Below are 19,576 nucleotides of genomic sequence, written 5' to 3'. Positions count from 1 at the left end.
CGGTGGCGAACAACGGGAGATCAGGATGGTATCGGGAGGGATGCGAGAAATGCAGGATCAGATGGATTTCGGAACAGCCGCGGCACGTGAGGGACGCGCTGGCGGCCACGATGACTCCCGACGAGCTGGAGAAGGTCAGGGCGGCGGTGGTCGAGTTGTGGCAAGCGCGGAAGAAGCCGGCCGAGTAATGCGCATCGTGGTCCGCGGCACGCCGGCGCCGCAGGGTTCGAAGTCGTTCAAGGGCATGAGCAAGGCCGGCCGGGCGATCCTCACGGAGTCGTCGAAAAAGGTCCGGCCGTGGCGGCAAGACGTGATGGCCGCAGCGGAGGCGCTGCGCGAGCGAACCGGTGCGGCGCCGATCGACGGACCGGTTGTCGTGAGCATGGTCTTCACGCTGCAGAAGCCGGCCAGCGCGCCGAAGCGCCGGCGCACGTACCCGATGCGTACACCAGACCTTTCCAAGCTTGCGCGCTCCACCGAGGACGCGCTGACCGATGCCGGCATATGGGCAGACGACGCCCGGGTCATCGGCTACACGAAGCTGTGGAAGACCTACCCGATGGAAGACGTCGACGCGCTCGATACCCCGGGCGCAGTGATCGAGATCAGGGAGGTGGTATGAGCCAAGCCGCAGTGCAGGTCGAAGTGGAACCGCTGTTCACCAGCACGCACGCGGCGCTCGTGTTCGCCTTCAACTTCAGCCATCAAGCGTACGACCGGCCGGTGATGAACCGCATGGCCGACGGCCCCAAGCGCAGCGGGAAAGGTCTCGTTGGTCTGGACGGGGCTGGGCAGGCCGGGATGATCCGCGCCGCCGTAGATGCGCTGGGCCGCGAAGAGGCGATGGTGATCACAGCCCGGTTCGCACCGCGTCGTGAAGAGTGCGAGTGCACGCGTCCATGTTGCAGCGGCTACGTGCCCGGCCGAGAGTGGCGCGCGGCAATCGACCATCTGACCGAGTACGTGCTACGGATGGCCCTAGCCGGCACCGTGAGCCACTACCGCGTTCGGAATGGCATCGTCCGCCGTATCTTCGGCGACACCGTCAATCTGGGCGAGTTGGCGGAACACGCTTGCGTCGGACGGGACACGATGGGTGACCACGCGAAGCGCATCGCGAAACACCTCGGCGGCATCGAGGGCCGCGCGATGAAGGCGATCGACGATAAGCTCTACACGAAAGGCATCGTGGAGCGCTGAAAAAAATTGACTCCAAATCCGATGTGGGATTAGAGTCCGTTTCGGATAGGCACCAATAGCCCGCCCGGAGAAATCCCGGCGGGCTTTTTGTCGTCTGTCGTCTGTGACATCTCCTCCCTGTTGTCCTTTGCCGGCGCCGCTTTCGGGCGGTTACGGCGATCTTTTCCTGCCGCACGCATGCGGTCACGGCGAAAGGAGCTGGCATGTGAACCTCACCCCGCGACAGCAGCGCTTCGTCGATGAGTACCTGATCGACCTGAACGCCACCCAGGCAGCAACCCGCGCCGGGTACAGCGCGAAGACCGCCGCGTCACAAGGCGAGCGTCTGTTGAGGAATGTTGATGTGGCCGCCGCCATAGCCGCGGCGAAGAAGGCGCGCACGGAGCGCACCGAGGTCGATGCCGACTACGTGCTGAAGCGGATGATCGAAATCGACCAGATGGACGTCCTGGACATCATGGACGACGACATGGCGATCAAGCCGGTCAGCGAGTGGCCGAAGGTCTGGCGCCAGTACCTGAGCGGGTTCGACCTGGCCGAGATGTTCGACGGCCGCGGCGAGCAGCGCGAAATGATCGGCATCCTGAAGAAGATCAAGTGGCCGGACAAGGTGAAGAACCTCGAGCTGCTGGGCCGGCATTTCGGCATGTTCAAGGACAAGGTGGAGCACACAGGCCCGAACGGCGGACCGGTGCAGGCCATGACGATGACCCCTGAGCAGTTCCGCGAGATCGCGAAGGGGATGGCCGACGAGGTGTGACCATGCGCCAGTTCAGCGAGGACGAACGCTTCGCTGCGGCGCAGATGGCGCGGGAGGACCTGTACTACTTCGCCCGCTGGATGTTCTTGCAGCGCAAGGGCTTCAAGTGGATGCGGGCGCCGCACCACCGGGTCATCTGCGCCGCACTGGAGCGGGTGTTCAACGGAGAGAGCCGGCGGCTGATCATCAACATTCCGCCGCGGTACTCGAAGACAGAGCTGGTGATCAACTGGGTTGCCTGGTGCCTGGGAAAGGTGCCGGACAGCGAGTTCATCATGACCAGCTACTCCGGCGCGTTGGCGACGAACAATGCCTGGGTGGCGCGGGAGCTGATCCAGCACGAGGCGTACCAGCAGATCTTCCCGGGCACGCGGCTGCGAACCGACAGCAGCGCGAAGGGCGAGTGGCGGACCACGGCAAACGGCATCGTGTATGCCTCAGGGGCTGGCGGCACTATCACCGGCTACGGCGCCGGCAAGCACCGGCCCGGGTTCGGCGGCGCGATCATCATCGATGACCCGCACAAGCCGGACGAAGCCACCAGCGAGGTGATGCGGCAGAACGTCATCGACTGGTTTCAGAACACGCTGGAGTCGCGGAAGAACGACCCGGCGAACACACCGATCATCCTGATCATGCAGCGGGTCCATGAGAAGGACCTGGCCGGCTGGCTGATCGGTGGCGGAAACGGCGAGCAGTGGGAGCGGGTCACGCTGCCGGCGGAGTGCGACAGCGAGGACGACCCGCTGGGCCGCGAGATCGGCGCCGCACTCTGGCCGGAGAAGCACGACGAGCGCGCACTGGCGGTGCTCAGATCGGCGAGCAGCTACGTCTATGCGGCCCAGTACCAGCAGCGGCCGGCTCCTCTCGGTGGTGGCCTGCTGCGGGGCGAGTGGTTCCGCCGGTACCGGACGCTGCCGCGGATCATGTACCGGAAGATCTACGCCGACACGGCGCAGAAGACCAAGGAACACAACGACTACAGCGTGCTGGAGTGCTGGGGACGCGGCGAGGACGGCAACGCCTACCTCATCGATCTCATCCGCGGGAAGTGGATGGCGCCGGAGCTCAAGCGTCGAACCGTCGATTTCTGGGAGAAGCACAACGCCTGGGACACGGTGCAGTACGGTGGCCTGCGCGCGCTGATGGTTGAAGACAAGGCGAGCGGCACGGGGCTGATTCAGGACCTGTCCATGACCAGCAGCATCCCGGTGCTGCCGATCGAGCGTCACACGGACAAGCTGACCCGGGTGATGGACGTGCAGGGCTACGTCGAGTCAGGACGGGCCTGCATCCCCGAGGAAGCGCCGTGGGTGTCGGAGTTCATCGCCGAGTGCGAGGCCTTCACGCCGAACGACACGCATGCGCACGATGACCAGATCGATCCGATGTGTGACGCACTGAAAGACATGGTGGCCGCTGGCAACCTCCTCGAGGTGTTCGCACGGCTGGCGGAAGGATGAAACACATGAGCCGACAGAGCGCCCGCCGACAGAAGCTGCGAGCCGCGGCGCGCGATGCCGGCGTTGGCATCCGCACCGGCGACAGCTTCCAGAACTTCATGACCCGCACCGGCGTCGGCGCGGGCAGCGCGAACGATGGCGCGAAGTACGGATTCAACCCGGTCAGCCGCAACCGCGTGCAACTGGAGTTCGCGTACCGCTCAAGCTGGGTGGTCGGTCAGGTGGTGGACACCGTGGCCGAGGACATGACCCGCGAGGGTGTCGAGATCCAGTCCGACATGGAGCCGGACGAACTTCAGCGTCTCGAGAAGGAAGCCGGACGGCTGGGCGTGTGGCCGCAGCTGTGCGAGGTCGTGAAGTGGTCACGCCTCTATGGCGGCGCCATCGGCGTGCTGATGATCGACGGCCAGGACCTGAAAACGCCGCTGCGGATGGCGTCGGTCGGCAAGGGCCAGTTCCGCGGCGTGATGCCCCTGGATCGCTGGATGGTCCAGCCCAGCCTTCAGGATCTGGTGACTGACTTCGGGCCGGAGCTGGGCAAGCCGCGGTTCTACGACGTGCTGCCCGATGCGTCCGGCCTCATGGGCATGCGCATCCACCACAGCCGTGTCGTGCGGCTGGATGGCATCGAGCTGCCTTACTGGCAGCGCATCTCAGAGAACGGCTGGGGGCAGTCGGTGGTGGAACGCCTGTGGGACAGGCTGGTGCCGTTCGACAGCGCGACGGCAGGTGCGGCGCAGCTGGTCTATAAGGCGCATCTGCGCACGATCAAGATCAAGGGCCTGCGCGAGCTGATCTCGGTGGGCGGCAAGGCGTTCGACGGCCTGGTGGCGAACATCGACATGATCCGCCGCTACCAGTCGAACGAAGGCCTCACGCTGCTGGATGCCGAGGACGAATTCCAGACCGAGAGCTACACCTTCACCGGTCTGGACAACGTGCTGCTCCAGTTCGGTCAGCAGATCAGCGGCGCGACGGGCATCCCGCTGGTGCGCCTCTTCGGTCAGTCGCCGGCCGGCCTGAACGCGACCGGCGAGTCGGACCTGCGCAACTACTACGACAACGTGCGCGCCCAGCAGGAAGCCCGTCTGCGCGCCGGCGTGGAGCGCATCTACGGCCTGCTGTACCGCTCGGTGTTCGGGAAGGAACCGCCGGACGACTGGGACATCGAGTTCTCCGCGCTCTGGCAGATGACCGACGAGCAGAAGGCGACAGTCACGAACCAGCGCTCTGCGGCCGTGGTGGCGGCGTACGACAGCCAGATCATCGACAAGCCCACCGCGCTGCGCGAGCTGCGCCAGATGGCGAGCACCACCGGCGCCTGGTCGAACATCACCGACGAGCTGATCAAGCAGGCCGAGGACGAGCCGCCGCCCCCGATGGAGGGTGACGTCCCGCCCGGCGCGCCCGGACAGGAAGGGAAGAACGATGCCGGCTCAGACGACCCCAGCGTCGCTGGTCCTGACGCTGGACAGGAAAAAGCGCGGGCAGCCGCAGAGGGCAACGCGGGCTGAAGCGCAGTACGGCCGCAGCCTGCGCATGCTGGCGCGGCAGGTCGGCGAGCTGATCAAGGCGTTCCCCGCCGGTGACCCGCAGGCGCTGCCTACCATCGAAGACATGCTGCGCCGCTACGCCGAGGCGCTGACGCCGTGGGCGCTGGGTGTGGCGCAGCGGATGCTGTCGGACGCGAACGCGCGTGACCTTGCGAACTGGCGCGTTCTCACCGCCGAAATGAAGACGGAGCTGCGCCGCGAGATTCTGGAGGCGCCGACCGGCGAGCGCATGAAGGATCTGCTGGGCCAGCAGGTGACGCTGATCAAGAGCCTGCCGCTGGACGCCGCGCAGCGCGTGCACGAACTGACCATCCGGGGACTGGAAGACGGCACCCGGGCCAAAGAGATCGCCGCCGAGATCATGCGCAGCGGCGAGGTCGCCGAGAACAGGGCGATGTTGATCGCCCGGACCGAGGTGGCGCGCACATCCAGCGTGCTCACTCAAGCCCGCGCAGAGCACGCGGGCTCCACCGGATACATCTGGCGCACCGCCCGCGATGGCGACGTGCGGCCCTCACACAAGGCCATGAACGGACGGTTCGTCCGCTGGGGCGAGCCGCCGACTCTCGACAACCTCCGGGGACACGCCGGCTGCCTGCCCAATTGCAGGTGCTACGCGGAGCCCGTCATTCCTGACTGAAGGGGAGCACCATGCTGATCGCCAATACGGGCCGGTCGATGGTCGTGATGAATCTGCGCACGGGTGAGCAGGTGCAGCTGCCTCCGGGGCAGCGTACGTCGCTGGATGACTCGAAAATTCAGTATATCGATGACAGCTTCGTGCTGATCTCTCTGTTCAATGCGGGCGTGCTAGTGGCCTACACCGATGCCGGCGCTGCTTATCCGGGATTCCCGACGACGGCGAATCCGGCCGACTCGAAGCGTATTCCGCCGGTGGATGCTGACTACGCCGCTGCGGTGGTGGGGGCGGCTGGAGTAGATATCGGCGCATCACTTGAGCGCCGAGGTGCTGTGTTCAACGGAACGTCAGATGACGGCGCCGCGATTCAGGATGCGCTCGACGCCTTCGCGGCCGACTTCCCCGGCGCCATCGCGCGATTCCCGGCCGACGCACAGCAGACCCGGATTGCCTCCGGACTCGTGTTCGACTCTGCAAAGAACAGCGTGGACTTCAACGGGCTGCGGATTATCCCGTCTGGTGCAATCACCGCTTTAACTCTCCAGTCAAACGAGGAGCCGTCGCCGAACAGCAAGCATTTCGTCCGCGGGTTCCATATTGACGGAGATCTCACTGTCGGGCAGCGCGGGCTGTACTTGAACAATCCGGACGCTGTGACGTTCGGCGGAGGGCCCTCGCGTGTCGGTCTGCACAACTTTGCGATCTCCCAATGCGACGTTGGTTACGAGATCGGTAACGGTGCATACGGGATGCACCATCTCGGATGGTGTATCTACGAGAACAACACAGGTCTGAAGTGCCCGTCTGGGCTGGTGGATTCGTATGAACTACCCGTGTTCTACGGCGGCTTTCTCAAGAACAACATCACTGGTCTGAGTCTCGAGGACGGTCAGATCACAATGATTGGGACCAGCATCGACTACAACCGGAAGCAAGCCGCGATTACTGGTGGGCGTCTACTGCTCCAGGGGTGCCACGTAGAAAGCAATCTTAAGCGCAACACCTACAGCGCCGGGCAAACCTGTTTTGACCTGTCTGGCGATTCAAGCGTCGTGATGCAGGGCGGCCGGATGATCTTCACGACGGGCACCGGGACTGATCTTGCATACGTGTTCGACATCGGCACGAACGCGGATTACGAGGGCGGCGTCTGGATGGATAAGGTGACTCTATCCAACGTCAATCCGGCCAGCGGGTACATCGGCAAGGGGACTGGCAACCTCTATTTGCGCGACTGCATTCCGGGTGCTGGAACGACGCTTTGCAAGGGCGTGCACGAGTCGTACAACATGCTCAACTACGGCACGTTCGAAGCGGCTATTTTCCCGCTTGATCTCATCTCGATCACGAACGGCGGGACGATCACCAGCCGGGTTGCATCGACCAATGTGAACATCTCGCAGGGCGCTGCCGCAGCCCGCTCCGGTAGCAATGGGATGATCATCACGAAGAACACAGCGCCCGGTGCATCTGGCACCGCCGATGTTGTGATCCTCGCGCCTGTGCGTAGCAACGGGTCTGTGCATAGCGCACGGATGTGGTATCGGTCGCCGTCGTCGAGTCGTCAGATCACCGTGCAATACGGATACTTCAAAAAGTTGGACAACGTCGCGGGCTCTCAGGTCGTGCCGACCATTACGGATGTTGCGTTGAATCTCAACACGACGATTACCCTGCCGGGGAGCGATACGGGGTGGGTTGAGTTGACCGCCGCGCTGCCCTACCGCCGCCCGCCAAAGGGTTTCGATTTTGTCGGGTTCCGCGTCCGCGTGCATGACCTCGCGGCCGGCGAGGTGCTCTACACGGACGACGACGAACTTCATCAGTGGTAACCCCACCGCCCGCCCCGCGCGGGCTTTTTCATTTCCGGAGCCCCTCATGACCCGAACCGCTGACCGCCGCGCGGTGCAGGTGATCGACCGCGGGCGCTACTACACGACAAACCAGCTCGGCCAGAAGCGCAGCACGACGCCCGAGGGCTTCCTCGTCTGCCATGACGTGCCGATCGCTCGCACCGGTGTGCAGCTGTACCTCGACGAAGAGCTGGTCGGCGAGGACGGGAAGCCGCTTGTGAAGGGCGGCCCGGACGGTCTGGTGCGCGTCGAGCGCGAGGCAGATCAGGTCTTCCGCGAAGACACGCTGAAGTCGTTCGAAGGCAAGCCGGTCACCGTGAATCACCCGGGGACATTCGTGACGCCGGAGAACTGGCGAAACCTGACCATCGGGTTCGTTCAGAACGTGCGGCGCGGTGACGGCATCGAGGACGACCTGGTGCTGGCGGATCTGGTGATCACCGACGCCGACGGCATCGAGTACGTGAATCGGGACCTGCCGGAAGTGAGCGCCGGCTACGAGGCCGAGTACGAACAGCTGGCACCCGGGCGCGGGCGTCAGCTCAACATCGTGGGCAACCACGTCGCGCTGGTGGAGCGAGGCCGCGCCGGCCCGCGCTGTTCAATTCAAGACGGAGTACCTGACATGACGACGAAGAAGAAGCGCAGTTTCTGGGACCGGCTGATGACCGCCGTGAAGGCGCAGGATGCCGAGGCGATCAAGGCCGAGATGGAAGACATGGACGGCGAAGGCGAGGGCGACGAGGAGGAGGAAGGCAAGAAGAAGCCGACCGGTGACTCCGCCGTTCTGGCCTCGATCAACGCCCAGCTCAAGACCCTGACCGCCGATGTCGCCGCGCTGAAGGCGCGCGCGAATGACGCCGATCCGGACGACGAGGACGACGAGTCGAAGAAGAAGACCGACGACGAGGTGCTTGAACCGGAGACGGCCGAGCACAACAGCGAAGCCAAGGGCAAGGTGCTGTCCGGCGACTCGCTGAAGGCCGTCGTCGCGCGCTCCGAGATTCTGGCGCCGGGCATCCAGATCCCGACCGGTGACAGCGCCGCTGCCCAAGTGGTGGACGCGCTGATGCGCAACGCCCTGACCACGGCCATGGCGAGCGAGAGCGGCAAGGCCTGCGTCGCGCCGTTCCTGGCCGGCCGTGAGGTCAAGGCGCTGACCGGCGACGCGCTGGCTGCCGTCTTCACCGGTGCCGCAGAGCTGGCGCGCGTGAAGAACAACGACGCGCAGCGCGGCAATGACCGCCTCCACATGAAGGACTTCGGCAAGGCAACCGACCCGAATTCCATCAACGCGCGCAATCGCGAATTCTGGGCGAAGGCCCGCTAACCCGAGGAGCATCACCATGGCTGCATACCAGTACCGCATGCCTGCCGGCATCCCGGGCGACGTGACCCGCCAGTCCGCCGCCAAGATCGAGCCGCAGGTTCTCAACGCCTCCCTCCCGTTCGCCGGCTACGGACTGTTCGGGAAGCTGGCCAGCAACAAGTTCGTGCCGGTCGGTAGCGGCGACGCCGCCAGCGCCGTGTATGGCCTGCTGGTCCGCCCGTACCCGATCACCGGTGCGAACGCCAGCGACCCGCTGGGCACCAGCGTGCCGCCGACCACCGGTCTGGCCGACGTGCTGCGCAGCGGCTACGCCAACGTGAAGAACAACGCCGGCACGCCGGCAGCCGGTGGCCAGGTCTATATCCGCGTCGCAGCGGCTGCGGCCGGCAAGCCCATCGGCGGCATCGAGGCGGCAGCGGATAGCACCAACACCATCGCGGTGGCCGGCTGCATCTTCATGTCGGCGGCGGACGCCTCCGGCAACGTCGAAATCGCCTTCAACATCTGAGCGGAGCCCACATCATGAGCAAACTCCTCCTGGCCGCGTCTCTGGGCGCGGCTCTCGCACCGATCCCGGCTCCGTCCGTGATCACCCGTCGTCGCGGTCGCGTGGAATTCCGCGACGGTCTGATGACCTTCGATGCGCAGACCATCGACTCGGCCGGCGTCTTCCTGGTCGGCGAGCTGGAGCGTCTGGACCCGCGCATCCACGAGCCGCTGGCGGCCGTCACCTGGTCGCGCGACATCGACCTGCGCAGCGATGTGAGCATCGCCGACGAGTTCTCCAGCTTCACCAATTCCAGCTTCTCCGCCGCCAACGGCGTGCCGGGTTCCGGCAAGGCCTGGGTGGGCAAGGACGCGAACGCCATCACCGGCATCAGCCTGGACCTCGGCAAGACCACCAGCCCGCTGCCCCTCTGGGCGATGCAGCTGGGCTGGACGATCCCGGAGCTGGAGAGCGCGCAGAAGCTGGGCCGCCCCATCGACCAGCAGAAGTTCAGCGCGATGCAGCTGAAGTACCAGATGGACATCGACGAGCAGGTCTATGTCGGCGACACCGCGCTGAACCTGTTCGGTCTGGTGAATTCGCCTCTGGTCACCGCGACCAACGTCGTCAATGGCGCCAGCGCGTCGCCGCTGTGGTCCAGCAAGACGCCGCAGGAAATCCTGAACGACGTGAATACGCTGCTGAACAACGTCTGGTCGGCGTCCGCCTGGGCAGCGTGCCCGTCGAAGCTGCTGATCGATCCTGTCAATTACAGCCGTCTGGTCTCCACGCTGATCTCGTCGGCCGGCAGCATCTCGGTGCTGGAATTCCTGAAGGTGAACAGCCTCTGCAACAGCATCAACGGCCGTCCGCTGGACATCCAGCCGCTGAAGTGGCTGACCGGCCGCGGTGTCGGCGGCACGAACCGTATGGTGGCGTACTCGCAGGCGGAGGACCGCGTCCGCTTCCCGCTGGTTCCGCTCCAGCGCACGCCGCTCGAGTACCGCGACCTGCGCCAGCTCACGACCTACTTCGGCCGCCTGGGCGCCGTCGAGTTCGTGTATCCGGAAACCGTCGGCTATGCTGACGGCCTCTGAGGAGACGGCCATGCGGACCTTTCACACGAAGTGCGTCCTGACGCTGGACAACGGCGAGCGCCTGACTTTCGAGCCGGGCGCGGCCGTGCCGCTGGAGCACGCCCGCCACTGGTATGTGCAGCTGCACAGCCACGAGCCGGCGCCGGTCGTCGATCCGGAGGCCGAGCGGCTGGCCGCCGAGCAGGCAGCAGCCGCCGAAGCCGAGGCCCAGCGCATCGCCGCCGAACAGGCGGAAGCGCAGCGGCTGGCCGAGGAGGAAGCAGCGGCCGCAGCGGAAGCTGAACGCGCAGCCGCCGCTGCCAAGCCCGCAACCACCTCCAAGAAGAAGGCAGCCGCCTGATGGACGTCGCAGGTTTCCGCAGCCGTTACCCGGAGTTCTCGGACCCCGCCGAGTACCCGGATGCAATGGTTCAGATGCATCTGACGGTTGCGGGAATGCTGCTGCTCGAAGAGGTGTGGGGCGAGCTCATGGACATGGGTCACGGCCTTTTCGTGGCCCACAACATGACGATCGGCCGGCGCAATCAACAGGCAGGCGCGGTCGGCGGCACGCCGGGCGAAGTCACCGGGCCGAAGACCGCGAAGGCGGTGGACAAGGTGTCGGCCAGCTACGACACGTCGGCGGTCACGCTGGCTGATGGCGGATTCTGGAACGCGACGTCCTACGGCGTTGAGCTGCTGTACTGGGCGCGCCTGATCGGCATGGGTGGCCGCCAGCTGTGAAAGCCGTTCTCGTTCGCAAGACGGACAAGACGACGGCGGTACTGAAGGCACTGGAAAAGCTCACGCGGCGTGACGTGCTGGTCGGCGTGCCCGGCGACACCGCCGACCGCGATCAGGATGAGTACGGGCCGATGAACAACCCGACGCTCGCCTACATCCACGACAACGGCAGTCCGGCCCAGAACATCCCGGCGCGCCCGTTCATGGGCCCGGGCATCGAGGCAGTTAAGGAACGGATCGCCAGCGGGCTCGGCAAGGCAGCGAGCGCAGCACTCGACGACCGCGACGACCTGGCCATGCGGCACCTTGAGCGCGTGGGGCTGGTCGCGCAGAGCAGCATCCGGCGGTACATCTCCACGGGCAACTTCGCACCACTTGCGGCCGCCACGCTGCGGGCACGCGCTGCACGCGGCAGGAAGGGCGCGCTGCTGGAACTGGCCAGCCGGGCCGCCGGCAATGCGCCGAGCAACGAGAGCGCGCGGCCTCTGATCGACAGCGGTCAGCTGCGCAGGTCCATCAACTACGTGATCAGGGGGCGGTGATGGCGCTGCTGGACGTCTCCGACATCCTCTGCGACCCGGACTTCATGGACACGGGTCTGGTCTGCGAGCGCCTGACCCAGACCATCGGCACGAACGGTCGCGCCACCAACGCGCCGGCGCAGACGTCTTTCGCGGGCGTCGTGACCAGCGACAAGGGCGACCTGCTGATGCGGATCGCCGAGGGCGAGCGCACGGTGGGCAGCATCATCATCCATACGCGCTTCGCGTTGCAGGACGGCCGCCCGGGCCAGACTGCGGACGTGGTGATCTGGCAGGGTCGGCGCTTCACGGTGTCGGCGGTGCAGGACTGGTCGCACTTCGGCCGCGGCTTCGTGAGTGCGAACTGCGACCTGCTGCCACTTCAGGGGTGACTCCACCATGGCGAACAGCTCGGCAACCGGCGGATATCTCCAGCCGGCGGGCACCCCTGCGCCCGCAGAAGACGATGCACTGGACGACATCATCCAGGCGGCGGTGGTCGGCATCACCGGCCTGCCGGGCGATCTGGTGCGGCCGCGGTTCCAGCCTGGCCACCCGCGCCACCCGGAGCACGGCACGAACTGGTGCGCGGTGGGCGTCGTGGAATCGACGCGAGACGCCGGCCCGGCGATCGAGCACCAGGCCGCCGGTGACGGCTTCGACCGCTACACCCGGCATCAGGAGATCCGCGTGCTGGCCAGCTTCTACGGCCCGAACGCTCACCGTTTCGCGGGCCTGCTGGCCGACGGACTGGCTGTGCCGCAGAACCTCGAAACACTGGCCGCGCAGGGCGTGGCGTTCATCGACGCCGATGACGCGCGCCGCGTGCCGGAGCTGATCAATCAGCAGTGGGTGAATCGCTACGACGTGCCGGTCCGCCTGCGCCGCGCCATCCGCCGCAGCTACCCGATCCTGAACATCCTTTCCGCCGATCCGGCGTACTCCACCAACTGAGGACACACCAATGAGCACTCTCGGACTGCCTGTCAGCGACATCGTGAATGTCCAGGTGGTGCTGGCGCCGCTCGCCGCGCAGACGCGCGACTTCGGATCGCTCCTGATCCTGGGCGACAGCGACGTCATCGACACCACCGAACGCCTGCGGCTCTACACCACGCTGGATGCCGTGGCCGACGACTTCGGTACCGTGGCCGCTGAATACAAGGCCGCGGCGCTGTACTTTGGCCAGACCCCGCAACCCTCCACCCTGTACCTGGGTAAGTGGGCGCGCACGGCGACCGCCGGCAAGCTGCGCGGCGGTGTGCTGTCGGCAGCCGAGCAGACCCTGACGAACTTCACCGCCGTGACCACCGGTGCGATGAAGATCAGTGTCGATGGCGTCGAGCAGTCGCTGGCCAGCCTGAACTTCAGCGCGGCCCTGAACCTGCCCGGCGTGGCCGCCATCCTCGACACCGCGCTGACCGGCGCGACCGTTGCATGGGATGCGGTCAATCAGCGCTTCGTGATCACCAGCAGCACCACGGGCGCCGCGTCGACGATCAGCTTCGCGACCGCGCCGTCGTCCGGTACCGACGTGAGCGAGCTGTTCAAGCTGCGCAGCACCAATGGAGGCTATGTGGCTCCGGGTGTGATCGCGGAAACGCCGGTGGCCGCTGTGCAGGCTGTCGCCGATATCAGCTCGGCGTGGTACGGCCTGTACATCGCCGGCGCGACCGCGCCGACCGACGATCAGGCGGTGGCCGTCGCTGAGTTCATCGAAGGCAGCGGCCTGTCGCGCATCTACGGCATCACCACGCAGAACGCTGGTGTGCTGAACGCGGTGACCACGAACGACATCGCATCGCGCCTGAAGGCGCTGGGCTACAAGCGCACCTTCGTGCAGTACAGCAGCAGCAACGAACACGCCGCGGCGTCGATCTTCGGACGCGCCTTCACGGTCGAGTTTCAGGGCAGCAACACCACGCTGACCATCAAGTTCAAGCAGGAGCCGGGTGTCGCCGCCGAGACGCTGACCGCCAGCCAGGCCGTGGTTCTGCGGGGCAAGAACTGCAACGTGTTCGTCCGCTACAACAACGACACGGCCATCATTCAGGAAGGTGTGATGGCCAACGGCTACTTCTTCGACGAGGTGCACGGCACGGACTGGCTCCAGAACGACGTGCAGACGGCCATCTACAACCTGCTCTACACCTCCACCACCAAGATCCCGCAGACCGACGCCGGCATCAACACCATCCTCACCACGATCTGCCAGCGCCTGGAGCAGGGTGTGGTGAATGGCCTCATCGCCCCCGGCCAGTGGAATGCGCCGGGCTTCGGTACGCTGCGTCAGGGCGACTTCCTGCCGACCGGCTACTACGTCTATGCACCGCCCGTGAGCGACCAGTCGCAGGCCGACCGGGAGGCGCGCCGCGCGCCGGTGATCCAGTGCGCGATCAAGCTCGCCGGCGCCGTGCATTTCGTCGACGCCATCATCAACGTGAACCGCTGAGGTCTGAACCATGAGCACCTATTCGTTTCAGGACGTCGCCGCCACCCTCGTCGGCCCGACCGGCATCGTCGATCTGGGCTACGGCGCGGCCGTGGCCGAGGAAGGCATCACGATCGAGCCGGCCGGCGATAAGAACACCATGCTGATCGGTGCCGACGGCGAGGGCATGCACAGCCTGCACGCCGACAAGAGCGGCACGATCACCGTGCGGCTGCTCAAGACCTCGCCGACGAATCTCAAGCTTCAAGCGATGTACAACGCCCAGACGCTGAACGGCGCGCTGCACGGGCAGAACGTCATCACCGTGCGCCAGAAGACGGCCGGCGACCTCACCGTGGCGCGGTCGTGCGCCTTCAAGCGCAAGCCGAACCTCGCCTACGCGAAGGACGGCGACATCGTCGAGTGGGGCTTCGACTGCATCAAGATCGACACCCAGCTGGGCGAGTACTGAGGTAGCCGACATGCGAGAGCACACCATCGGCGTGAGCACATACCGCCTGAACAAGCTGTCCGCGATGCAGGCGTTTCACGTGAACCGCCGCATCATGCCCATCATCCCGACGCTGATCCCGATCTTCGCGAAGCTGGCCAAGGAAGGCAGCTTCGGCGCCGACCTGCTGGGATTCGCCGAGGTTGCCGAGCCGTTCGCACGCGGCATCTCCGAGCTGCCGGACGACGTCTGCAACTACGTGTTCGCGGCGTGCCTGGGCGCTGTTCAGCGGCAGACCACGCCGGGCACGTGGGCGCCGGTCTGGAACCAGTCGGCCGGCGTGATCATGTTCGACGATCTCGGCCTGGACGTGATCCTGGAGCTGGTGGTCGAAGTCATCAAGGACAACCTCGGGCCTTTTATAGCCGGTCTGCTTACCAGCCAGCAGAGCGGACCGACGCCGGCGGCTGGCTGACCCTCCCGGGCGGAGAGGACTGGGTGCTGTCACCCGTGCTCGCCGGCCTCTGCAAGTACGAATCCCTGATCGACGGAACGATGAGCCTGGCCGACGTGGCCCTGCTCAACGACGCGCTGCTGGTGCGCACCGATAACCAAGACATCGCCCGTCGGCGCATGGAGAGAGCACATGGCTGAGAAAGACATCCTCCGCGAGTACCTGGTCAAGCTGGGCTTCCAGATGGATCAGGCCAGCGCGAAGAAATTCACCGACTTCATGGCTGGCGCCGACAAGGCGGTATTGAGGTTCATGAGCGGCGTTGCCGCAGCTGCCGTCGCGGTCACGGCTGGCGTGTCGAAGTTCGCCGCCCAGATGGAGCGCCTGTACTGGGCTGCCCGGCATGGCGGTTCCTCGGCATCCGGTTTCAAAGCCTTCGAACGCACGGCGGAGAACCTCGGGGCTTCCGTCGAGTCGGCGCGCGGCGCCGTGATCGGGCTGGCCTCCAGCATCCGGAATAACCCGGTGATGGAGGCGTTCTTCAAGCAGTTCGGCATCCAGACCCGCGACGCCAAGGGCAACATCCGCGACACCACGGATCTGCTGCGCGACATGTCCCGGGTGTTCCAGGACATGGACTACCTGGTCGCCAATGCCTACGCCAAGCAGCTGGGCATCACGGAAGACCTGCTGATTGCCATGCGCGACCCGGCCTTCTCCGAGATGTACGACCGCCAGAAAAAGATCGCCGAGGCCAGCGACACGGCCGCCGAGGCGGGGCAGCGCTTCATGGTCAAGCTGCGCGCGCTCGAGGATCGCATCACGGCAGTGGGTACCGTGATCGGCGAGAAGCTGATCGACGTGCTCGGACCACGCATGGACGCCGCGGCGCGGTGGTTCGAACAGAACTCAGATTCGATCGTGAAAGTGGTGGATCTGATCATCACCGCGGTGGTGAACGCGGAGCGGATCATCATGCCCATCATCAACAAGATCATCGAAGGCTGGCGGCTGCTGATCAAGCTGGGGCAGGACGCCCTGGCCATGGTGCCGACTGACATCCTCGACAAGGGCTTCGCGAAGCTCGATAAGGGCTTCGAGTGGCTGGGTATCAAGGATGCCATTCATGACATGCTCGGGATGGGTGGCGGTGCGCCGGCTGGCAGCGGTCTGGACCCCATGGCCTTCTTCCAGAGCATGGGGTGGTCCAAGGAACAGGCCGCCGGCATCGTGGCCAACCTGCAGGCCGAGTCGGGCATGAACCCGCGCGCGGTCGGCGACAACGGCAAGGCAGTCGGCATTGCCCAGTGGCACCCGGATCGGCAGGCGAACTTCCGCCGGTGGGCCGGCAAGGATTTGAAGGACGCCAGCGTCGAAGAGCAGATGCGCTTCGTCCATTACGAGCTGACGCAGGGCTCCGAACAGAAGGCTGGTGCGCTGCTGCGCGCCACCCAGAACGCGCGGCAGGCCGGCGAGGTGGTGAGCCGCTACTACGAGCGCCCGCTGGCCACCGATGCCGAGGCGTCACGCCGCGGCACCGCCGCCGCCCAGATCGCTCAGACCACCACCATCAACGTGATGGGCGCTGGTGATCCAGTGGCCACCGCCAACCGAGTGGCCGACGCGCAGTCCCGCGTGAATCAGGACATGGTGCGCAACTTCACGCCTGTGCTGAACTGATGTCGCTGCTCGACTTCATCCAGCTCACGCCGCGATCGAGCATCGGCGGCATCGAGATTCAGGCCACGCTGGAAGAGATCCACAACTCGACCGTCCAGATCACCGAGCATCCGGTCGAGCTGGGCGCCGAGATCACGGACCACGCCTTCAAGAAGCCGGACGAAGTGGTCCTGCGCTGCGCGTGGTCGAACAGCTCGCCTCAGGCGCTGCTGGGCACGGTCCAACGGCTGTTCTCCGGTGAGCTGATCGGCGCCGACTATGTGTCGGACGTCTATTCGCAGCTGCGCGAGCTACAAGAGGCGCGCACGCCGTTCGAGATCGTCACGACGACGCGCCGCTACCAGAACATGCTGATCACTGCGCTCCAGGTGACGCGCGACCAGAAGACTGGCAACGCGCTGGTCTGCACGGCGACGTGTCGCGAGGTGATCATCGTGCAGACCAAGGCGACGACGCTTCCGCCGCGGCAGGATCAGGCCAGCCCGGAGGAAACCGCCGAGGTGGAAGACCGCGGCACGGTGCAGGCTGTGCCGGCCACGCCGTCTCCGGGTGGCGCGGTGTCGCCGCTGGACATGGTGCGCCAAGCCACCGGCGACCCGCTGGCCACGAGCATCAGCCCGGGCGACTTCTTCAGCGTGCCGGCGCTGCCGACGCCACAGAGCTTCGGCATCTCGCTGGGCGGTCTGGACCTGAACATGAACCTCGCGTTCAAGGGCGCCGCCGGCTGGGTCATGGACGTGGCCAACAACGTGGGCGACACCCTGCTGTCTGGCGTGCCGCTGGTCACCGGTGGCAACCTGCTCGAGCAGTTCGAACACCTGGGCATCCCGGGCGGGCTGTGGGTGCAGACGAAGAACGCGCCGGACGCCGTGCCGACCTTCGACAATCTGGGCGTCGAGAGCTTTCTGTTCTACGTGGCGGATCGCGCATGAGCGTTGCCCAGTACCTGCGCAAGTTCAGCCTGATTGTCGGGCCGGACAGTGGCGAAGCGCGTGACCTGTCGGACCTGCGCTGCTACTTCAGCGTGCGCCGCGGCGACAACGAGACGCCCAACACGGCCGATATCCGCGTCGCGAACCCCGCGCCAGCAACGGTCCAGCAGGCGATGAGCAGCGAATTCACGCGCGTGGTCTTGCAGGCTGGATACGAGGGCAACTTCGGCGCGATCTTCGACGGCCAGATCAAGCAGACGCGGTACGGTCGAATCTCCAGCACCGAGACCTATCTGGACATCCACGCCGCCGACGGCGACCGGGCCTACAACTACTCGACCATGGCGCTGTCGCTGGCGGCAGGCGAGAACGGCCAGCGCCGGCAGCTCGATGCCGTGCTGGGCTCCATGGCCTCGTTCGCCGTGTTTCAAGGCTATGTCCCACCGGACCTGCCGGACAACCCGCTTCCGCGCGGAAAGGTGATGTTCGGTCAGTGCGCGGACGAACTCCGCATCATGGCGCGCAACTCGCTGACGAACTGGAGCATCCAGAACGGCAAGCTGCAGCTGGTGCCGGAGACGGCATACCTGCCGGGCGACGTGCCGGAGATCAACGCCTCCACCGGCATGATCGGCATTCCGGAGCAGACGCAGAACGGCATCAAGGTGCGCACGCTGCTGAACCCCGCACTGAAGATCGGCCAGGTGATCCGGCTGAACAACGCCAGCATCCAGCGCTATCGGCGGCCGATCAGCCTGGGCGCGACCGTCCAGAACGACACCTTCGACATCCGCAACCCGATCAACCCGGACGGCCTCTACTACGTGATGGTGGCCGACTACTACGGCGACAGTCGCGGCGACAGCTGGTACTCCGACCTGACCTGTCTGTCGGTCGACGCCACCATCGACCCCGAGTACCTGAAGACCCAGCCGGTCGGCGTGCCCGTCGTGTCGGCCATCAAGAGGCGAGGCTGATGGATCGAAGAGAGAGATTCAGCGACGAGCAGGCCGCAGTCCGCGCCGCGATGGCGCGCCTGCAATCCCGCCTCTGGACGGCCATGCCCGGCATCGTCGATTCGTTCGACCCGGTGCGCATGGTCGCCAACGTGCAACCGGCCATCACCGCGCAGCTGCGCACGCCGGAGGACATCGTGCAGGACGTGCAGATGCCGCTGCTGCTGGACTGCCCGGTGGTGTTCCCGGGCGGCGGCGGCGTGACGCTGACCTTCGCGCTCGCACCCGGCGACGAGGTGCTGGTGGTGTTCGGCAGCCGCTGCATCGACAGCTGGTGGCAGCAGGGCGGTGTGCAGGGCCAGGCCGAGCTGCGCATGCACAACCTGTCCGACGGCTTCGCCATCCCGGGACCGCGATCGCTGCCGCGCCGCTTCGACGTCAGCACCACGGCCGCGCAACTGCGCTCCGACGACGGCGAGACCTATATCGAGCTCCAGTCCGGCGGGAAGGTGCGCATCCAGGCGACCGACATCGAGATGCATGCGCGCCAGTCGTGGTCGTGGGATGTGAATGGCTTCGGCGAGCGCTGGGAGCACACCGGCGGCGCGAACTACACGCGCACTCGCTGGCAGACCGGGGCGACCGTCACGAACGTCGATATGCCCATCAACCCGCCCGAAGGCCCTTGACCATGCGCTATCGGAAACTGGATGCTGCCGGCGACTACGTCCTCGGCGGGCAGGCCGCCTTTCACACCAACACGCCCGAGGCCGTGGCCCAGGCCATCCGCACGCGGCTCGCGCTGTGGCGCGGCGAGTGGTTTATCGACGCCAAGGAAGGCACGCCCTGGAATCAGGAGGTGCTGGGCAAGCGCGTGCGCGGCCGCTCGCCGGACGCTGCTGTCAGGTCCCGCATTCTCGGCACGCCCGGTGTGATCGAGATCGCCAGCTACAGCAGCGAGTTCAACGGCGACTCGCGCACCCTCTCCATCACCGCGACGGTGCGCACGCAGTACGGCACCACGACCATCACGGAAACCCTCTGA

General features: G+C 65.8%; 24 protein-coding genes. All 24 read left to right on the top strand.

Annotation, left to right across the window (positions count from 1 at the left end):
• Positions 1-187 precede the first annotated feature (187 nt).
• The 24 genes from WJU27_RS07995 (at position 188) to WJU27_RS07880 (ending at position 19,576) form a co-directional block, all read left to right on the top strand.
• The gene (locus tag WJU27_RS07995; RefSeq protein ID WP_341421736.1) at positions 188-622 is read left to right on the top strand and encodes a RusA family crossover junction endodeoxyribonuclease; all 435 of its coding nucleotides are present in this window, start codon (positions 188-190) and stop codon (positions 620-622) included.
• Positions 619-1,200, top strand: a complete 582-nt coding sequence (locus tag WJU27_RS07990) for a hypothetical protein (RefSeq protein WP_341421735.1) — start codon at positions 619-621, stop codon at positions 1,198-1,200. The genes WJU27_RS07995 and WJU27_RS07990 overlap by 4 nt, the downstream gene beginning before the upstream one ends.
• Positions 1,201-1,405: 205 nt before the next feature.
• Positions 1,406-1,960 carry a terminase small subunit gene (locus WJU27_RS07985; protein WP_341421734.1) on the top strand — a complete coding sequence of 185 codons (555 nt, stop codon included), beginning with the start codon at positions 1,406-1,408 and terminating at the stop codon, positions 1,958-1,960.
• 2 nt (positions 1,961-1,962) lie between these two features.
• Positions 1,963-3,423, top strand: a complete 1,461-nt coding sequence (gene terL, locus WJU27_RS07980) for a phage terminase large subunit (protein WP_341421733.1) — start codon at positions 1,963-1,965, stop codon at positions 3,421-3,423.
• A gap of 98 nt (positions 3,424-3,521) precedes the next feature.
• Positions 3,522-4,937: a DUF1073 domain-containing protein gene (locus WJU27_RS07975; RefSeq protein WP_341421732.1), complete on the top strand. Its 1,416-nt coding sequence runs from the start codon at positions 3,522-3,524 to the stop codon at positions 4,935-4,937.
• Positions 4,852-5,616 (top strand): phage head morphogenesis protein, encoded by a 765-nt coding sequence (locus WJU27_RS07970; RefSeq protein ID WP_341421731.1) that lies wholly within the window; start codon positions 4,852-4,854, stop codon positions 5,614-5,616. Before WJU27_RS07975 ends, WJU27_RS07970 begins: the two co-directional genes overlap by 86 nt.
• Positions 5,617-5,627: 11 nt before the next feature.
• A complete protein-coding gene (locus WJU27_RS07965; RefSeq protein WP_341421730.1) occupies positions 5,628-7,448 on the top strand; it encodes a hypothetical protein in 1,821 nt (606 codons plus the stop codon).
• Positions 7,390-8,799 (top strand): DUF2213 domain-containing protein, encoded by a 1,410-nt coding sequence (locus tag WJU27_RS07960; RefSeq protein WP_341421729.1) that lies wholly within the window; start codon positions 7,390-7,392, stop codon positions 8,797-8,799. Before WJU27_RS07965 ends, WJU27_RS07960 begins: the two co-directional genes overlap by 59 nt.
• A 16-nt stretch (positions 8,800-8,815) precedes the next feature.
• Positions 8,816-9,307: a structural cement protein Gp24 gene (locus WJU27_RS07955; protein WP_341421728.1), complete on the top strand. Its 492-nt coding sequence runs from the start codon at positions 8,816-8,818 to the stop codon at positions 9,305-9,307.
• Positions 9,308-9,321: 14 nt separating this feature from the next.
• Positions 9,322-10,383: a DUF2184 domain-containing protein gene (locus WJU27_RS07950; RefSeq protein ID WP_341421727.1), complete on the top strand. Its 1,062-nt coding sequence runs from the start codon at positions 9,322-9,324 to the stop codon at positions 10,381-10,383.
• Between the two features lie 10 nt (positions 10,384-10,393).
• Positions 10,394-10,723, top strand: a complete 330-nt coding sequence (locus WJU27_RS07945; protein ID WP_341421726.1) for a hypothetical protein — start codon at positions 10,394-10,396, stop codon at positions 10,721-10,723.
• A complete protein-coding gene (locus tag WJU27_RS07940; RefSeq protein ID WP_341421725.1) occupies positions 10,723-11,106 on the top strand; it encodes a DUF4054 domain-containing protein in 384 nt (127 codons plus the stop codon). The genes WJU27_RS07945 and WJU27_RS07940 overlap by 1 nt, the downstream gene beginning before the upstream one ends.
• On the top strand, positions 11,103-11,648 hold the full coding sequence (locus WJU27_RS07935; protein ID WP_341421724.1) for a hypothetical protein: 546 nt from the start codon (positions 11,103-11,105) through the stop codon (positions 11,646-11,648). The genes WJU27_RS07940 and WJU27_RS07935 overlap by 4 nt, the downstream gene beginning before the upstream one ends.
• Positions 11,648-12,019, top strand: coding sequence for a hypothetical protein (locus tag WJU27_RS07930; RefSeq protein WP_341421723.1), 372 nt, complete (start codon positions 11,648-11,650; stop codon positions 12,017-12,019). The genes WJU27_RS07935 and WJU27_RS07930 overlap by 1 nt, the downstream gene beginning before the upstream one ends.
• A gap of 7 nt (positions 12,020-12,026) precedes the next feature.
• Positions 12,027-12,581 carry a phage neck terminator protein gene (locus tag WJU27_RS07925; RefSeq protein ID WP_341421722.1) on the top strand — a complete coding sequence of 185 codons (555 nt, stop codon included), beginning with the start codon at positions 12,027-12,029 and terminating at the stop codon, positions 12,579-12,581.
• Positions 12,582-12,591: 10 nt separating this feature from the next.
• Positions 12,592-14,079 (top strand): DUF3383 domain-containing protein, encoded by a 1,488-nt coding sequence (locus WJU27_RS07920; protein WP_341421721.1) that lies wholly within the window; start codon positions 12,592-12,594, stop codon positions 14,077-14,079.
• A 10-nt stretch (positions 14,080-14,089) separates the two neighbouring features.
• On the top strand, positions 14,090-14,530 hold the full coding sequence (locus tag WJU27_RS07915; RefSeq protein ID WP_304002834.1) for a phage structural protein: 441 nt from the start codon (positions 14,090-14,092) through the stop codon (positions 14,528-14,530).
• A gap of 31 nt (positions 14,531-14,561) precedes the next feature.
• A complete protein-coding gene (locus WJU27_RS07910; RefSeq protein WP_341421720.1) occupies positions 14,562-14,984 on the top strand; it encodes a phage tail assembly chaperone in 423 nt (140 codons plus the stop codon).
• A 23-nt stretch (positions 14,985-15,007) separates the two neighbouring features.
• The gene (locus tag WJU27_RS07905; RefSeq protein WP_304002828.1) at positions 15,008-15,163 is read left to right on the top strand and encodes a DUF6889 family protein; all 156 of its coding nucleotides are present in this window, start codon (positions 15,008-15,010) and stop codon (positions 15,161-15,163) included.
• On the top strand, positions 15,156-16,643 hold the full coding sequence (locus WJU27_RS07900) for a phage tail tip lysozyme (protein WP_341421719.1): 1,488 nt from the start codon (positions 15,156-15,158) through the stop codon (positions 16,641-16,643). Before WJU27_RS07905 ends, WJU27_RS07900 begins: the two co-directional genes overlap by 8 nt.
• Complete coding sequence (locus tag WJU27_RS07895; protein ID WP_341421718.1) at positions 16,643-17,575, top strand: phage baseplate plug family protein; 933 nt, start codon at positions 16,643-16,645, stop codon at positions 17,573-17,575. Before WJU27_RS07900 ends, WJU27_RS07895 begins: the two co-directional genes overlap by 1 nt.
• Positions 17,572-18,552 carry a phage protein gene (locus WJU27_RS07890; protein ID WP_341421717.1) on the top strand — a complete coding sequence of 327 codons (981 nt, stop codon included), beginning with the start codon at positions 17,572-17,574 and terminating at the stop codon, positions 18,550-18,552. The genes WJU27_RS07895 and WJU27_RS07890 overlap by 4 nt, the downstream gene beginning before the upstream one ends.
• A complete protein-coding gene (locus tag WJU27_RS07885; protein ID WP_341421716.1) occupies positions 18,552-19,220 on the top strand; it encodes a Gp138 family membrane-puncturing spike protein in 669 nt (222 codons plus the stop codon). Before WJU27_RS07890 ends, WJU27_RS07885 begins: the two co-directional genes overlap by 1 nt.
• Entirely contained in the window at positions 19,217-19,576 is a 360-nt protein-coding gene (locus WJU27_RS07880; protein WP_341421715.1) for a hypothetical protein, read from the top strand. Before WJU27_RS07885 ends, WJU27_RS07880 begins: the two co-directional genes overlap by 4 nt.

This window comes from Methyloversatilis sp. NSM2 (assembly GCF_038066675.1).
Classification (GTDB): domain Bacteria; phylum Pseudomonadota; class Gammaproteobacteria; order Burkholderiales; family Rhodocyclaceae; genus Methyloversatilis; species Methyloversatilis discipulorum_A.
Note: the sequence above shows the minus strand (reverse complement) of the source record. Positions and strands in the feature narration are given on the sequence as shown.

What these genes read in the sequence shown, in the direction of transcription:
- WJU27_RS07995 (WP_341421736.1), top strand. Translation starts at nt 188, where the DNA reads ATGCGCATCGTGGTCCGCGGCACGCCGGCGCCGCAGGGTTCGAAGTCG.
- WJU27_RS07990 (WP_341421735.1), top strand. Translation starts at nt 619, where the DNA reads ATGAGCCAAGCCGCAGTGCAGGTCGAAGTGGAACCGCTGTTCACCAGC.
- terL (WP_341421733.1), top strand. Translation starts at nt 1,963, where the DNA reads ATGCGCCAGTTCAGCGAGGACGAACGCTTCGCTGCGGCGCAGATGGCG.
- WJU27_RS07975 (WP_341421732.1), top strand. Translation starts at nt 3,522, where the DNA reads ATGACCCGCACCGGCGTCGGCGCGGGCAGCGCGAACGATGGCGCGAAG.
- WJU27_RS07970 (WP_341421731.1), top strand. Translation starts at nt 4,852, where the DNA reads ATGCCGGCTCAGACGACCCCAGCGTCGCTGGTCCTGACGCTGGACAGG.
- WJU27_RS07965 (WP_341421730.1), top strand. Translation starts at nt 5,628, where the DNA reads ATGCTGATCGCCAATACGGGCCGGTCGATGGTCGTGATGAATCTGCGC.
- WJU27_RS07960 (WP_341421729.1), top strand. Translation starts at nt 7,390, where the DNA reads ATGACCTCGCGGCCGGCGAGGTGCTCTACACGGACGACGACGAACTTC.
- WJU27_RS07955 (WP_341421728.1), top strand. Translation starts at nt 8,816, where the DNA reads ATGGCTGCATACCAGTACCGCATGCCTGCCGGCATCCCGGGCGACGTG.
- WJU27_RS07950 (WP_341421727.1), top strand. Translation starts at nt 9,322, where the DNA reads ATGAGCAAACTCCTCCTGGCCGCGTCTCTGGGCGCGGCTCTCGCACCG.
- WJU27_RS07945 (WP_341421726.1), top strand. Translation starts at nt 10,394, where the DNA reads ATGCGGACCTTTCACACGAAGTGCGTCCTGACGCTGGACAACGGCGAG.
- WJU27_RS07940 (WP_341421725.1), top strand. Translation starts at nt 10,723, where the DNA reads ATGGACGTCGCAGGTTTCCGCAGCCGTTACCCGGAGTTCTCGGACCCC.
- WJU27_RS07930 (WP_341421723.1), top strand. Translation starts at nt 11,648, where the DNA reads ATGGCGCTGCTGGACGTCTCCGACATCCTCTGCGACCCGGACTTCATG.
- WJU27_RS07925 (WP_341421722.1), top strand. Translation starts at nt 12,027, where the DNA reads ATGGCGAACAGCTCGGCAACCGGCGGATATCTCCAGCCGGCGGGCACC.
- WJU27_RS07920 (WP_341421721.1), top strand. Translation starts at nt 12,592, where the DNA reads ATGAGCACTCTCGGACTGCCTGTCAGCGACATCGTGAATGTCCAGGTG.
- WJU27_RS07915 (WP_304002834.1), top strand. Translation starts at nt 14,090, where the DNA reads ATGAGCACCTATTCGTTTCAGGACGTCGCCGCCACCCTCGTCGGCCCG.
- WJU27_RS07900 (WP_341421719.1), top strand. Translation starts at nt 15,156, where the DNA reads ATGGCTGAGAAAGACATCCTCCGCGAGTACCTGGTCAAGCTGGGCTTC.
- WJU27_RS07895 (WP_341421718.1), top strand. Translation starts at nt 16,643, where the DNA reads ATGTCGCTGCTCGACTTCATCCAGCTCACGCCGCGATCGAGCATCGGC.
- WJU27_RS07890 (WP_341421717.1), top strand. Translation starts at nt 17,572, where the DNA reads ATGAGCGTTGCCCAGTACCTGCGCAAGTTCAGCCTGATTGTCGGGCCG.
- WJU27_RS07885 (WP_341421716.1), top strand. Translation starts at nt 18,552, where the DNA reads ATGGATCGAAGAGAGAGATTCAGCGACGAGCAGGCCGCAGTCCGCGCC.